The organism is Collinsella tanakaei, from assembly GCF_030373545.1.
GTDB lineage: Bacteria > Actinomycetota > Coriobacteriia > Coriobacteriales > Coriobacteriaceae > Collinsella > Collinsella tanakaei_C.
On sequence record NZ_JAUDCO010000003.1, the window covers coordinates 77,303 to 91,262 of the forward strand.

Sequence of the window (13,960 nt, forward strand, 5' to 3'; positions counted from 1 at the left end):
GTATGTAGCCAGAACGTTGTTCACCGGACAGCTCCTCGTCTACCGTCAGTACGTGCGATCAATACCGTGAGCGGCGGCGAATCTTCGCCAAGCGGTCGATACCGCGCCCGCAACACGTTGGACGCTACTATACGCTAAAGTGCACGCTTGTAAAACATTACGGTGAAAAAAGTTGAGATCAAGCGGACGTGCGGTGCATTCACCTACTCTGAGCTGGCGTTTATCGTATATATCAGCCATGAAACATACCTGAAACTTTATTCACATACACGGGAAATAGCGCCAGGCGTCTTTCCGCACGGTGTCTGAGAAATGACGCCCGTCGCAATTTAGTGCAGGGAACCCGGCGGGTCAACCCTCGTCGGCGACGATGCGGGATATCTTGGCGCGCATGCCCACCATGCACGCGATCGGCACGAGCAGCACCATGCAGCTCGCCCCCACAAGCACCCCCTGCACGCCGAACAGCTCGGCGAGCACAGGCGCCGCGAGCAGCGGCACGACGCCCGCGCCGTTAAAGCCCGCGTTCATGACCGAGTTCACGCGCCCCAGCAGCTTCAGCGGCGCATGGATCTGCACGAGGGTGTTCTGCAGCGGCGTGATCACGCCGAACGCGGCGCCGAGCAGCAGCTGACCGGCCAGCGCGCACGCGACGTAAGGCGTTCCCACATACAGGATGCAAGCCGCCCCTTCGAGGGCGATCAGCACCATAAGGGTCCGCACGTTGACGTGGCGGCGCGGCACGCGCATGGCGAGGGCGGCACCGATGACGCTCCCCACGCCGGCGGCGCTCGACAGCCACCCCATCCACGAGATCTCGACGTGCAGCACGTCGCGATAGTACAGCGACTCGAGCGGGTCGAACGCCCCGTAGCCCGCATACGCGAGCACGCCGACCCAGAACAGCAGCGCAAGCGACGGCACGGCGAACACCGTGTGCGCGGAGTCGGCGAAGGTTCCGCCCGCCTCATCGTCGGGATGCGCGGCGGATGCCCCATCCGCACCGTTGCCGGCGGCGGCACGGCGGCGGCGCGCATGTTCCGCGCGCTTCAGCAGGCGGGCCGCAGGGAGCGCTGCCGCCACCGCCAGGGCACCGGCGAAGACGAACACGCGCTGCGACGGCAGCACGGCGGCAATGATGCCACCCACCGCAGGCCCTACCATCACCGCGGTATTCGACACGACCGAGAGCAACGCGTTTACGCGCTTGAGCACCTCGGCGTCATCGCTCAGGTAGGCGGGATACGCGCTGAGATATGCAAACCCCAGACCGGTGGCAAAGCCGAACCCCGCGCTCATGGCGAGCACGCTCGTCACGGTGCAGACGACGAGCTGGAACAGGATGCTCGACACCGCGGCCACACCGAGCGTCACCGCGGTGTGCATGCGCGGCCCATACAGGTCGAGCACGGAACCGCCCGCGGCGTTGCCGATGATGATGAGCAGGTTGAACAGGCCGACCGCCGCCGCGATGGCGGCCGTGGACGCCTGGAGCTGGTAGGTCAGCGTCCCGATGATCCCGATGAAGTACGCCGCCTGAACGCCCAGGTAGAGCATGAGACGGACCGCCGCGAGCGAAAGCGTTCCGCGCGGCAGGCCGCGCAGCGCAGAGGCGAGCATCCGACGGCCCTCCTTTCCTATCGGGACATCGCGTGAAAAGCGTCAGGCATGATTTCCATGACGGCTGCCGCGCCGTCGGCGCGGCAGAGCGCTACGAGACGAGTTCGAGCAGCCGGTCGATCACCTGGGCCACGCCGCGGTCGTTGTTGGACGGCGCCAGGAAGCGCGCATGCGCGTGCATGTGCTCCTCGGCGTTGGCGACGGTGTAGCTGTGCCCGACGGCCTTGAGCATGGGGATGTCGTTGTACGTGTCGCCGAACGCAGCCGCTTCGGCGGGCGCCACGCCCAGGTGCTCGCACAGGCGCTCGATGCCGGTGCCCTTGTCGACGCCCTTGTTCATGAAGTCGATCCACTCCTTGCCGGCGTTGGTCACCGAGAAGCGGTCGGACCATGCGGCGTCATAGGTGCTCGCGAAGACCTCCTCGGCGGTGCGGTCCGGGAAGTAGACCGTGTACTTGTTCACGTCGGCGTCGAGCTCGTCAAGGGAGTCGAGGTAGACGATCTTGGTGAAGAAGCGCCGGAAGAAGTCGTCGTACACCTCGTCGCAGCGGCGCAGGTAACCCGCCTCGATGCCGCAGACCACCGGGCAGCCGCGCCCGTCCGCGAGCGTGTAGTCGATGAGCTCGTGGTAGGTCGGCACGTCGATGAGGTCCTTGTAGATGAGCTCGCCGCGGCAGCAGATGGCGGCGCCGTTGTCGGACAGCAGGGCCATGTGGTCGGCGACCTCGCTGAACATGTCCATCAGCGTGTAGAGGGGCCGTCCGCTCGCCGCGCAGAACGTGATGCCCGCCTCGTCGAGCGCGCAGATGCGCTCGAGCATATGCGGCGGCATGCTGCCGTCGTCGGCGAGCAGCGTGCAGTCCATGTCCGCCGCGACGAGCTTGACGCGCGGCAGCTCGGTATCGCTCTCAAACCCCTGGATCACGTGTGTTCTCCTTCGTCATCTGACGGACGGCCGCAGCCGCCCGCCTCGCTTCTTCGTAGGTAGGGCCGGTGGCACCCGGATATGCTACTTGGCGTCCGCCCAGGTGACGCCCGTGGAGGCCTCGGCGATCAGCGGAACGCGCAGAGAGACCACGCCCTCCATCTCCTCGCGGACCATAGCGGTCAGGCGCTCAACCTCGTCCTCGGGGCACTCGAAGTCCAACTCGTCGTGCACCTGCAGGATCATGCGCGCGGCAAAGCCCTCATCGCGCAGGCGGCGCGCCACACGTGCCATGGCGATCTTGATGATGTCGGCGGCGCTACCCTGCATGGGGTGGTTCATGGCGGTGCGCTCGCCGAACGCGCGCTGCGCGGGGTTGCGCATCTTGAACTCGGGGATGGGGCGGCGCCTGCCGAACATCGTCTCCGCGTAGCCGCGGGCTTTCGCCTCGGCGACCGTGCGGTCCAGATAGGTGCGCACGCCGGGATACGCCCGGAAGTACGCCTCGATCATCTCGCGCGCCTCTGCCATGGGGATGTCCAGCGACTGGGACAGGCCGTAGGCCTGCTGGCCGTACACGATGCCAAAGTTGACGGCCTTGGCGCGGCTGCGCAGCTCGCGCGTGACCTCGGACACGGGCACACCGAACACGCGCGCGGCGGTCTCGGCGTGGAAGTCCTCGCCTTCGTTGAACGCCGCCACCAGATGCTCGTCGGCCGAGAGGTGCGCGAGCAGTCGCAGCTCGATCTGGGAGTAGTCGACCGCCAAGAACACCTTGCCCTCGCCGGCCGAGAACGCGGTCTTCACCGTATGGCCCAGCTCGGAGCGGGTCGGGATGTTCTGCAGGTTGGGGTTGGACGAGGACAGGCGGCCGGTGGCGGTGATGGTCTGGTTGTAGGTGGTGTGCACGCGGCGGTCGCCGTACTGCCCGGCAAGCGGGCCCAGCGTGTCCAGGTACGTGGACTTGATCTTGCTCTTCTCGCGCCACTCCAGGATGAGGCGGACCACCTCGTGGTCGCGCGCGAGGTCCTCGAGCACCTTGGCGTTGGTGGAGTAATAGCCGCGCTGGGTTTTCTTGAGACCCTTGGTGGGCAGGCCCATCACGTCGAACAGCACGTGCGACAGCTGCATGGGGCTGCCGATATTGAAGGTCTCGTCGCCGGCGAGCGCGCGGATGCGGTCGGCGAGCTCGTCGATCTGGCCGGAGAGCTTGTCGGACATGGCCGCCAGGCGCGCGGGGTCCACGAGCATGCCGGCGCGCTCCATGTCCACGAGGACGGGCACGAGCGGCATCTCGATCTGGGTGAACACGCCGACGGCGTCGTTCGCGTCGAGCGCCGTCGCGAGCGGCTCGAGGGCCGCCAGGGCAAGGGCGGCCGAGCGGGCGGCAGCCGGCAGCGCGTCAGCTGCGGCCCCGTCCTCCCCTGCTGCCGCGGGCAGCGGAGCGTGCAGGTAGGTGTCGGCGATGTAGCCGTCGTCAAACGACGAGCGCGCCGAGTCGAGCAGGTACGCCGCGACCACCGTGTCAAAGATGCGCGCCGCATCGACGTCGAGCGCGTCCATGAGGGCGGGCACGGCGGAGTCGGCGGGCACGAGCTCGTGGATAAGGGCCTTCACGTCGGGCGAGACCACCTTGCCCGCGGCGAACAGGCGGCCGAGTACCCCGGCGATGAGGCCATGGGAGAAATCGAAGCCGTCGGATGCGGGCAGCGCATCCGCGACGCCGCCATCGGGCTCCTCGAAGGCGAGCAGCACGTCGGGCAGCGCCACCCACAGCGTGTGGGTCAGGCCGAACAGCGCCCCGTCTTCGCGGTCGTCATCGAGCACCGCGGCGACCCACTCCCCCGCCTCGAGCGCGGCGGAGAGCCGTGCTGCAGCCCGGGCAACGCCTTCGCCGGATGCGGCGCGCGCATAGATGGTCTCGGGCAGCTCCATGCAGGCGGCCGTCGCAGACGCCGCACCGCCGTCGTCGCCGATCAGCGCGAGGAAACGGTTCTGCATGGCGTTGATGCCGAGCTCGCCCAGGGCCGCCGACACCGCGGCCGCATCGTAGGCCGGAAACGCCGTGTGCTCGAAGTCGAGTTCGACCGGGGCGTTCGTCTGAATGGTCGCCACGCGGCGCGAGAGCAGCGCGTCGTCGATATGGGCGCGCAGGTTCTCGCCCATCTTGCCCTTGACCTCGTCGGCGTGCGCGATGACCTCGTCGAGCGAGCCGTACTGGGCGATAAGCGCGCTGGCCTTCTTGGGACCGATGCCGGGCACGCCGGGGATGTTGTCGGAGGTGTCGCCCTTGAGACCGTAGAAGTCGGGCACGAGCTCGGGCGTGATGCCGTGGTAGAGGTCCTCGACCGACTCGGGCGTCATGATCTGCACGTCGGACAGGCCCTTCTTGGTGCCGACGATCTTGACGTGCTCGGTGGACAGCTGGTACATGTCGCGATCGCCGGTGATGAGGTACATGTCGCAGCCGGCGGCCTCGCCCGTGCGCGCGAGCGTGCCCAGGATGTCGTCACCCTCCCAGCCCTCGGCCTCGAGGATGGGCACGGACAGCTCGCCGAGGAGCTTCTTGATCATGGGGAACTGCTCGCGCAGGTCGGGATCCATGGGCGGGCGCTGGGCCTTGTACTGCGGCAGCATCTCCATGCGCACGCGCGGCTTGCCGCGGTCAAACGCCACGGCGACGCCGTCCGGATGGAAGGCGTCGATCATCTTGAGGAACATGTTGAGGAAGCCGAAGATGGCGTTCGTGGGCCTGCCGTCCGGCGCGTTCATGGTGGGCGGCACGGCGTGGAAGGCACGGTGCATGAGCGAGTTGCCGTCGATGACGGCGAAAATGCGGCGGGTGTCGGCGGCGGGAGTGTCGGGCATGGGAGACGTCCTCTCGTAAGAATTGCTCCCACCAGTCTACTCGCCCGCACCGACGCGCGCGAGTGCGGGAGCGGGACGCGACATTTTTTGCAGGGGGCGGGATGCGCTGCTGCGCCATCTGCGGCGGCATAGCAGCGCTCTCGGTATAATCGCCTCGTAGGAGGCCACCATGCTCGAAATATCAACGATCCGACACGCCGTCCAACGCGTGGCTCAAGCTTACGGGCTGACCCGAGCCACTCCTTTTGGCAGCTTTGCCAGAGGAAGGGCTGATGACTCATCCGACGTCGACCTTGTCGTGGAGACATCCCGGCCCTTGGGCTTTGCGCGAGGCGCCATAAGCAACGAACTCGAGGAAGAGCTAGGCAGACCTGTCGATATCGTCTTCGGCGCCGCGAACCTCTACCCCTTCGTCCGAGAGGCTTTTGAGCGCGAAGGGGTAACGCTTTATGAGGAGTGAGGATGTCATGAAACGTCAGCTCAATGATATAAGCCGCGTTTTCTTAACTCCTCGCTCGTGCGAAACTGCTCCGCTTCGGGCACTTCGACAAACTCCACCGTCTTGTCGTAGTTTTTCTTAACAACTTCTTCGATTTCGCTGAGCGATACGTTAAAGAACTCCCTGCGCTGGTTGACGATATTGACTTTACGGTCTTCAAATTCTCGATGTAGGGCAGCTTCCAGCTTGGGCGCATCATCGCAAAAAATCATTGCATGGACATCAAAGTTGAATGGAACGGATGCATCTCCCAACTCGCGGATTCGATCCATGGGTTCGAGGCGACGGGTCATTCCTATCTTGTATACGTTCTCCCCAAAAGACCCGATGTTCGAGATGACATATACAAAGCCCGCTTTCTGATTCGCCTCCCTGTAATCAACATCTGCCACAGCGGTCTCGACATCATCGAGCTTAGCCTTCAGCTCCTCTGCTCTTTTCTCAAGATTCTCTTTTTCGTTATCGTTTGCAGTCTTTAAACGCTCGACCACCTCTTTATACGCATTTAGATACTGGGTCTTTTCTTTTTCGAGCTTCTTTCTCGCCGCCGCAATCTCTTGGGAAAGTTTTCGAGCTTCACGTTCTTGTTCGCGCGCTTCCCGGAGCGCCTCTTTTTCGCGCTCCTTTTGCAATGCGAACTCGTAAGCAAGCCGAACTTCCTCTTCCTTAAGCTGCTGATAGCGAGCCGGGACTTCAATCCCCAACGTTGAACCCAGCCTATTGATGGCGGAGGCAGTCTTATAAACCTGCTCGATTGACCTGTTTATATTAGTTGCCTTCACTTTGCGCACGATTTCATCGCATTCACCGTTATACGCACGCATCAGGAGCTTCGTAGTCTCCTTAACCATCTTCTTACCTTTAGAAGCGCTCCCGTTGACCGTCCACGTTGTCGACGCCGCGGCCCTGTTGATGTCCTTGATTAGCTCCTTCTGAATCTCGCGACACGCTTTTAGTCTATCTTTGAACTGCGTGGAATTAGAGAAATCGAACCTTGGCTCATATAGCCCGTAATCCTGAACGAGAATAGCATCGTCAAAGATGACGAGCTGCGCCTGCTTCTCTTCTATTTCTCTCTGAAGCTGCTTGTCTGTTTCATTATGAAGTTTAATTCTCTGTCTTATCTCTTCAAGATTCCCTTGTTCTTGAGCCTCTTGGGTCTTTAGGACGTCAATGCGTTGCTGTATGGACATAGCGTCACGCATCTCGGGAGTCATCATTGCCTGAAGCTGCTCAACGGCTTTCGATAGCCTTTCCGCCCGCTCCTTGTACTCTTTTGCTTTAAAGACATCTGATATAGCCATCGAACAGACTCCATCCTTTGATATCTATTACACGCAGTGTAATGCGCAACATTATTAGCAATAACCGAAGCCTATACCTTCAAAGCTTCATTCTCCTTAGCTCGCGGCTATTATTCGACAAGCAGTTTTCTTAGCACAGAAGTTATCGCCTCGTTTAGCGCACAGTCTTACCCCCCCCTCCCCCACCAAAACCCTACACCATCACTAGGAATCCCGTGCTACCATACCCTGCGGTAACTATCCGCATCGATACGGGGAGGCCCATTTTGGAGCGTCCGAACGCATGGAACAAGTACGGTGAGTCCGACATCGCCGAGCTCGAGCAGCTCTGCAGCGACTACCGCACCTTCATCAGCGAAAACAAGACCGAGCGCGAGTGCGTGTCGGCAAGCATCAAGCTCGCCGAGGCCGCCGGCTACAAGAACCTCGACGACGTCGTGGCGCAGGACGGCACCCTTGCCGCGGGCGACAAGGTCTACGCTGTCTGCCACAACAAGACCATCATGCTCGTCAACCTGGGCTCCGCCCCGATCGAGCAGGGCGTGAACATCCTCGGCGCCCACATCGACTCCCCGCGTCTGGACATCAAGCAGAACCCCCTGTACGAGGCCGGCGACATGGCCTACCTCGACACGCACTACTACGGCGGCGTCAAGGCCTACCACTGGGTCGCCACGCCGCTCGCCATCCACGGCGTCGTGTGCAAGAAGGACGGCACCACCGTCCAGGTCTGTATCGGCGAGGATGCCTCCGACCCCGTGTTCTGCATCTCCGACCTGCTCATCCATCTGTCCGCCGATCAGATGAAGAAACCTGCCGCCGAGGCCGTCGATCACGAGAACCTCGACCTCATCGCCGGTGGCCGTCCCGTCGTCATCGCCGGTGACGAGGCGCCCAAGGAGCCTGTCAAGCAGATGCTCGTCGACCTGATGCGCGACAAGTACGACCTTGCCGAGGAGGACTTCCTCTCCGCCGAGCTCGAGGTCGTGCCGGCTGGCCCCGCCCGCGAGATGGGCCTCGACCGCTCCATGATCTTGGGCTACGGCCAGGACGACCGCGTGTGCGCCTACACCTCGCTCGCCGCCCAGCTTGCCGTGCCCTCCGTGAAGCGCACCTCCGTCACGCTGCTCGTGGACAAGGAGGAGATCGGCTCCGTCGGTGCCTCCGGCATGACGAGCCGCTTCTTCGAGAACGCCATGGCCGAGATCATGGAGCTCGCCGGCGAGGGCGGTGAGCTGCGCCTGCGCCGCGCGCTCGCCAACTCGCGCATGCTGTCCTCCGACGTGTCGGCTGGCTTCGATACGCTCTACGCCGACCGCTTCGAGAAGAAGAACGCCGCCATCATGGGTCACGGCCTGTGCTTCAACAAATACACGGGTAGCCGCGGCAAGTCCGGCTCCAACGACGCCGACGCTGAGTACATGGCGCTCGTGCGCGACATCATGGACGAGGCCGGCGTGGACTTCCAGACCTGCGAGCTCGGCCGCATCGGCGCGGGCGGCGGCGGCACGATCGCCTACATCCTCGCCGAGTACGGCATGGACGTGATCGACTCCGGCGTGGCCGTGCTGTCCATGCACGCCCTATGGGAGGTCACCAACAAGGCCGACGTGTACGAGGCCTACAAGGGCTACAAGGCGTTCATCGAGCGCGCGTAGCGCTCGCCGCGCGTAAAGCCCGCAACGCATTTGCCGTGAGGCCCGCGTGTCCTTTGGGACGCGCGGCCTTCTGCATGGCGCGGGGCATGGGGAATGGGCAGCTCGCCCCGCCGCTTCATCCGCAGCGGGTATGATGGGATGCGAAGTTGTCCGCCCCGCATCGGAAAGGGATCCAACATGCTGCAGGTCATCGTTTCGCCCGCCAAGCAGATGCGGGTCGCCTCGGATTCCTTTGCGCCTCGCGGGATCCCGCCGTTTCCCGCCAAGACCGCCCGGCTCGTCCGGTCGCTGCGCGACATCGAGCGCGCCGAGGGCGCCGAGGGGCTGCGCGAACTGTGGCGCGTAAACGACAAGCTGCTTGCCGAGAACGTTGAGCGCCTGCACGAGTTTTGCGTTGTTTCCGATGAATACCAGCTGGACGATCCTGCAATCACTCGCCTCGCCTCCCCCGCCGTCTTCTCTTACGTGGGGATTCAATACCGCAGCATGGCGCCCGAGGTCATGGGCGTTGACGAGCTCGAATGGCTTCAGGAACACCTGTGGGTGCTCTCGGGCCTCTACGGATGCGTGCGCCCCTTTGACGCCGTGGAGCCCTACCGGCTTGAGATGGGCGCGAAGCTCGCCGTGGACGGTGCGCGCGACCTGTACGCGTTCTGGGAGCCCGACATCGCCCGCGCGATATGCGACGGCCAGCCGACCACGCTGGTGAATCTCGCGAGCGTGGAGTACGCCAAGGCCGTTCTACCGCATATGCCCGCGAATTCAGCGGTCGTCACCTGCATCTTTGGCGAGGAACTCTGCGCAGGCAAGCCGGTGCAGCGCGCCACGGCGAGCAAGATCGCCCGCGGCTCGATGGTCCGCTGGATGGCCGAGCACGGTATCGAGGATGCTGCGGATCTTACCCGCTTCGACGTGGGCTACCGTTATGCTCCCGAGCTCTCCGCGGCCGACGGCTCGACCCTCGTCTTCATGGCGGACTGAGCGTGCGATGGCTGACGCTCATTACCTCGCCTATTTGTAGCCCGACTCGCGCATCAGGCGCTCGAAGTCGTCGGCGAAGCGCTTTTTCGCGCCGAGGCCGATGTTGAGCAAGCCCTCGCCCGCACCCGAAGCGATCGCCTCGACGCGCGAGGACGCACCATCGCCCGTCACCACGATGGTCAGGCTCGCATAGTTGCCGTTGCGCAGGAAGAGCTTTTCGATCACGACAACGTACAGCTCGCTGTCGCCGAGCGACCGGTTGATCGTGTCCACCGTCTCGACCGACATGCCCAGCTGCGATATGGCGTGGCGCACGCGTTCCTTCGCGTCCTCGATACCGATATTCGCTTGGAGCACGACCATGGTGACCTCCTATCGTTGCGTCCAACCACGGGGAATGTGCGTCGGCGCCGCCGTGGGCGAAGCTAACCGCAGCACACGAGGGCGAGCATGAAGAACAGCAGGACCGCAGCCAAGGGGATCACGCAGCCCAAAAACATGTAGCTGCACGTCCCGCGCTCATTGCTGTTCGATTCGGACTCGTGCATGGTCCGCATTTCCTCTTCATACATGAGGTTTGCAAACGCCCGGTCGCCGATGCCGAGGTGGCCGTCTTTATCCCGATCCAAGAAGTCTTTCATACGCTTCCTCCGCGACCGGCCCTGTCGGGCATTCGTTGTCCTGATGATACCCAGCGCGCAGCGGAAGCTATGCGGGGTTGCAGGTCGGCGGCAGAAGCACCCGGCGCGATGTTAAAAAACCCCAGGGGTATTTTTACATTGAGCGGTATGGGCGCCGACGCGCTATAATCGTGTCAACAATCGCATATCACGGGGAGCTTGCAGGACACCACGGCAGGCTGAGAGGGGGCGCGTCCCGCCCCGACCCGACGAACCTGATATGGGTAATGCCAACGAAGGGAGCATGCGTATGGATGCGCACACCACCACTGCAACAACTGAATCGGTAGGCGGCAAGAAGCTGGTCACGCAGCTCGACTTTGCACGCGCCGGCATCGTCACCGATGCCATGCGCGCCGTCGCCGAGCGCGAAGGCCGCGACCCCGAGTTCATCCGCGCCGGCGTGGCGGCCGGTCGCATCGCCATCCCGGCGAACATCCGCCACCTGGAGATGGGCCTCGAACCGCGCGGTGTCGGAGCCGGCCTGTCCACCAAGGTCAACGTGAACCTGGGCATCTCCGGCGACGTGGCGAACGCCGAGGTGGAGTGGGAGAAGGTCCGCACCGCCGAGCAGTTCGGCGCCGACGCCATCATGGACCTCTCCAACTCCGGCAAGACGCGCTTCTTCCGCCAGGAGCTCGTGCAGAAGACCCCGCTCATGGTGGGCACCGTGCCCATGTACGACGCCATCGGCTACATGGAAAAGCCGCTCGTCGAGCTCACCGTGGACGACCTGCTCGAGGTCACGCGCGCGCACGCCGAGGACGGCGTGGACTTCCTCACCATCCACTGCGGCATCAACAAGTCGGTTATCAAGACCTTCAAGGAGACCGGCCGCCTCATGAACATCGTGAGCCGCGGCGGCTCGCTGCTCTTTGGCTGGATGGAGGTCACCGGCAACGAGAACCCCTTCTACGAGTACTACGACGAGATCTTGAAGATCTGCCACGAGTACGACGTGACCATCTCGCTCGGCGACTCCTGCCGCCCCGGGTGCCTCTATGACGCCAACGACGCCACCGAGACCGCCGAGATGATCGAGCTCGGCAAGCTCACCCGTCGCGCCTGGGACGCCGGCGTGCAGGTGATGATCGAGGGCCCCGGCCACATGGCCATCAACGAGATCGCCGCCAATGTCGAGCTGCAGAAGCGCCTGTGCCACGGCGCACCCTACTACGTGCTGGGCCCGCTCGTCACCGACATCGGCGTGGGCTACGACCACATCACCGCGGCCATCGGCGGCGCCATCAGCGCGAGCGCGGGCGCGGACTTCCTGTGCTACGTGACGCCCGCCGAGCACCTGTGCCTGCCGGATGCCAAGGACGTGCTGGACGGCCTCATTGCCACGAAGATCGCCGCGCACGCTGCCGACATCGCCAAGGGCGTGCCCGGCGCGCGCGACGTGGACGACCGCATGGGTGACGCCCGCCGTCGCCTCGCATGGGACGAGATGTGGCAGTACGCGCTCGACCCCGTGACGTCCAAGGCGCGCTACGAGGCCTCCCCCGCCAGCACCGAGGGAACCTGCACCATGTGCGGCAAGATGTGCGCGGTGCGCACGGTCAACAAGGTGTTCGAGGGCACGACGATCGACCTCGACGCGAAGTAGGGGCTTTGGGCGGGGCGCCGGGCGGGCATATCATCCCGTCCTCAGACAGTCCTCGCTCGCTACGCTCGCTGCGGAACTCCGGGCGGGACGATATGCCCGCCCGGTGCACCATACTCCATCCCTCCGTGCCGCGCGAGGACGGTCGGCGTGCGCACAGCTTGCTGGCACGTGCTGGGCGGTATGGGGTGGTCGAGACGTATTCGTCTGCTGGATTGGTTACGTTGTTGCGGGTCGATGGCCCGTTGTTGAACTTTGCGGGCTGTCGGCCGCTGTCGGAAGGATTTCTAAAATGGATATGAATGTGCTTGGAACCGCTTTGGATAACGTTCGCGCCGGCGTGCCGCTGGTGCATTGCATCACCAACTATGTGACGGTCAACGACTGCGCTAATGCGCTGCTCGCGTGCGGTGGCTCCCCCATCATGAGCGATGAGCCCGCCGACGTTGAGGACATCACGTCCATCTGCGGCGGCCTCGTGCTCAACATCGGCACGCTCAACCAGCGCTCCATCGAGGGCATGCGCGTGGCCGGCAAGCGCGCCGCCGAGCTCGGCCATACGATCGTGCTCGACCCTGTGGGCGCCGGCGCGAGCGCGCTGCGCACCGCCACCGCCTCCGAGCTCATCGACACCCTGCCCATCACCGTCGTGCGCGGCAACATGAGTGAGATCAAGGCCATCGCGGGCGCCGCCTCGTCGACCCGCGGCGTTGATGTGAACCCCGATGATGCCGTCACCGAGGACAACCTCGCCGCCAGCGCCGCCTTCGCGCGCGAGCTCGCCGCGAAGCTCAACGCGGTCGTGGCCATCACCGGCGCTATCGACATCGTGGCCTCGGCCGACCGTGCGGTCGCCATCCGCAACGGCGTGGCCAGCATGGGCAAGATCACCGGCACGGGCTGCATGCTCTCCTGCGTGGTCGCCGCCTACGCCGTCGCCAACCCCGACGACGTCTTCGACGCCACCGTCGCCGCCATCGCCGGCCACGGCCTTGCCGGCGAGATTGCGGCGGCGCGCATGACGCCCGCCGACGGCAACGGCAGCCTGCGCACCTACCTGCTCGACGCCATCTGCAACATGGACGCCGCGACGCTTGTCGCCGGTGCGCGCGTGGAGGAGCTGTAATGCCCGCCGTGACCCGCGGCCCCTGGACGCCCGCGGACATCCGCGCCGGCATGTTCCTGTACGCCGTGACGGATTCCGCATGGCTGCGTGGCCGCACGCTCGCCGAGTGCGTAAAGCAGGCGATCGACGGCGGTGCCACCTTCGTGCAGCTGCGCGAGAAGCATATGACGACCGACGAGCTCGTGGCCGAGGCGGAAACCATCCTGCCGATCTGCCGCGCGGCGCACGTGCCGTTTCTGATCGACGACGACGTCGAGGCGGCACGGCGCTCCGGTGCCGACGGCGTGCACGTGGGCCAGTCCGACACCGCCTGCGCCGAGGCGCGGCGCGTGCTCGGCCCGGACGCCATCATCGGCGTGTCCGCCCAGACCGTGGAACAGGCGCGCGCCGCCGAGGCCGCGGGCGCCGACTACCTGGGCGTGGGCGCGCTCATCCCCACCCCCACCAAGCCGGACGCGGTCGACGTCACGCGCGACGAGCTCGCCGCGATCTGTGCAGCCGTCGACATCCCCGTGGTGGGCATCGGCGGCCTGCACGCCGACACGCTCGACGTGCTCGACGGCACCGGCGTTGCAGGTGCAGCGGTGGTGTCGGCGATCTTTGCTGCCGACGACATCGAAGCCGCCACGCGCGAGCTCACGGACAGGCTCTCTATGCTCGCCTTGAATCGCTAGGAACGACATGATCGGGCGC

12 protein-coding genes and 1 riboswitch are annotated in these 13,960 nt (G+C 64.5%); of the genes, 6 read left to right on the forward strand and 6 right to left on the reverse strand.

The window, feature by feature from the left end; all coding sequences use genetic code 11:
- Positions 1–351: 351 nt before the first annotated feature.
- From QUW00_RS03170 to polA, 3 genes are all read right to left on the reverse strand, one after another.
- A complete protein-coding gene (locus QUW00_RS03170; protein ID WP_289612951.1) occupies positions 352–1,620 on the reverse strand; it encodes an MFS transporter in 1,269 nt (422 codons plus the stop codon).
- A gap of 91 nt (positions 1,621–1,711) precedes the next feature.
- Entirely contained in the window at positions 1,712–2,545 is an 834-nt protein-coding gene (locus QUW00_RS03175) for an HAD family hydrolase (protein ID WP_289612952.1), read from the reverse strand.
- Positions 2,546–2,629: 84 nt separating this feature from the next.
- The gene (gene polA, locus QUW00_RS03180; protein ID WP_289612953.1) at positions 2,630–5,413 is read right to left on the reverse strand and encodes a DNA polymerase I; all 2,784 of its coding nucleotides are present in this window, start codon (positions 5,411–5,413) and stop codon (positions 2,630–2,632) included.
- Positions 5,414–5,582: 169 nt separating this feature from the next.
- Between polA and QUW00_RS03185 the strand changes: the two genes are divergently transcribed.
- Complete coding sequence (locus QUW00_RS03185; protein ID WP_289612954.1) at positions 5,583–5,873, forward strand: nucleotidyltransferase family protein; 291 nt, start codon at positions 5,583–5,585, stop codon at positions 5,871–5,873.
- A gap of 20 nt (positions 5,874–5,893) precedes the next feature.
- Here QUW00_RS03185 and QUW00_RS03190 read toward each other — a convergent pair whose 3' ends face one another.
- Positions 5,894–7,216, reverse strand: a complete 1,323-nt coding sequence (locus QUW00_RS03190; RefSeq protein WP_289612955.1) for a DUF4041 domain-containing protein — start codon at positions 7,214–7,216, stop codon at positions 5,894–5,896.
- Positions 7,217–7,482: 266 nt separating this feature from the next.
- On the opposite strand from QUW00_RS03190, the gene QUW00_RS03195 reads away from it, so the two are divergent.
- Positions 7,483–8,874 (forward strand): aminopeptidase, encoded by a 1,392-nt coding sequence (locus QUW00_RS03195; protein ID WP_289612956.1) that lies wholly within the window; start codon positions 7,483–7,485, stop codon positions 8,872–8,874.
- A gap of 177 nt (positions 8,875–9,051) precedes the next feature.
- A complete protein-coding gene (locus QUW00_RS03200) occupies positions 9,052–9,855 on the forward strand; it encodes a YaaA family protein (RefSeq protein ID WP_289612957.1) in 804 nt (267 codons plus the stop codon).
- A 30-nt stretch (positions 9,856–9,885) separates the two neighbouring features.
- Here QUW00_RS03200 and QUW00_RS03205 read toward each other — a convergent pair whose 3' ends face one another.
- Together QUW00_RS03205 and QUW00_RS03210 are read right to left on the reverse strand one after the other, a co-directional pair.
- A complete protein-coding gene (locus QUW00_RS03205; RefSeq protein ID WP_289612958.1) occupies positions 9,886–10,218 on the reverse strand; it encodes a DUF6054 family protein in 333 nt (110 codons plus the stop codon).
- Positions 10,219–10,280: 62 nt separating this feature from the next.
- Entirely contained in the window at positions 10,281–10,496 is a 216-nt protein-coding gene (locus QUW00_RS03210) for a hypothetical protein (RefSeq protein WP_289612959.1), read from the reverse strand.
- Between the two features lie 180 nt (positions 10,497–10,676).
- Positions 10,677–10,794, forward strand: a riboswitch (TPP riboswitch).
- Here QUW00_RS03210 and thiC point away from each other — a divergent pair.
- The 3 genes from thiC (at position 10,786) to thiE (ending at position 13,941) form a co-directional block, all read left to right on the forward strand.
- The gene (thiC, locus tag QUW00_RS03215) at positions 10,786–12,144 is read left to right on the forward strand and encodes a phosphomethylpyrimidine synthase ThiC (RefSeq protein ID WP_289612960.1); all 1,359 of its coding nucleotides are present in this window, start codon (positions 10,786–10,788) and stop codon (positions 12,142–12,144) included. It overlaps the preceding riboswitch by 9 nt.
- Before the next feature lie 289 nt (positions 12,145–12,433).
- Positions 12,434–13,267 (forward strand): hydroxyethylthiazole kinase, encoded by an 834-nt coding sequence (gene thiM, locus QUW00_RS03220; protein WP_289612961.1) that lies wholly within the window; start codon positions 12,434–12,436, stop codon positions 13,265–13,267.
- Positions 13,267–13,941: a thiamine phosphate synthase gene (gene thiE, locus QUW00_RS03225; RefSeq protein ID WP_289612962.1), complete on the forward strand. Its 675-nt coding sequence runs from the start codon at positions 13,267–13,269 to the stop codon at positions 13,939–13,941. The genes thiM and thiE overlap by 1 nt, the downstream gene beginning before the upstream one ends.
- Positions 13,942–13,960: the final 19 nt, after the last annotated feature.

Excerpts from the sequence above, each read along its gene's own strand:
- QUW00_RS03205 (WP_289612958.1), bottom strand. The coding sequence starts at position 10,218 with ATGGTCGTGCTCCAAGCGAATATCGGTATCGAGGACGCGAAGGAACGC.
- thiE (WP_289612962.1), top strand. The coding sequence starts at position 13,267 with ATGCCCGCCGTGACCCGCGGCCCCTGGACGCCCGCGGACATCCGCGCC.
- QUW00_RS03190 (WP_289612955.1), bottom strand. The coding sequence starts at position 7,216 with ATGGCTATATCAGATGTCTTTAAAGCAAAAGAGTACAAGGAGCGGGCG.
- QUW00_RS03200 (WP_289612957.1), top strand. The coding sequence starts at position 9,052 with ATGCTGCAGGTCATCGTTTCGCCCGCCAAGCAGATGCGGGTCGCCTCG.
- QUW00_RS03210 (WP_289612959.1), bottom strand. The coding sequence starts at position 10,496 with ATGAAAGACTTCTTGGATCGGGATAAAGACGGCCACCTCGGCATCGGC.
- thiM (WP_289612961.1), top strand. The coding sequence starts at position 12,434 with ATGGATATGAATGTGCTTGGAACCGCTTTGGATAACGTTCGCGCCGGC.
- QUW00_RS03185 (WP_289612954.1), top strand. The coding sequence starts at position 5,583 with ATGCTCGAAATATCAACGATCCGACACGCCGTCCAACGCGTGGCTCAA.
- QUW00_RS03170 (WP_289612951.1), bottom strand. The coding sequence starts at position 1,620 with ATGCTCGCCTCTGCGCTGCGCGGCCTGCCGCGCGGAACGCTTTCGCTC.
- polA (WP_289612953.1), bottom strand. The coding sequence starts at position 5,413 with ATGCCCGACACTCCCGCCGCCGACACCCGCCGCATTTTCGCCGTCATC.
- thiC (WP_289612960.1), top strand. The coding sequence starts at position 10,786 with ATGGATGCGCACACCACCACTGCAACAACTGAATCGGTAGGCGGCAAG.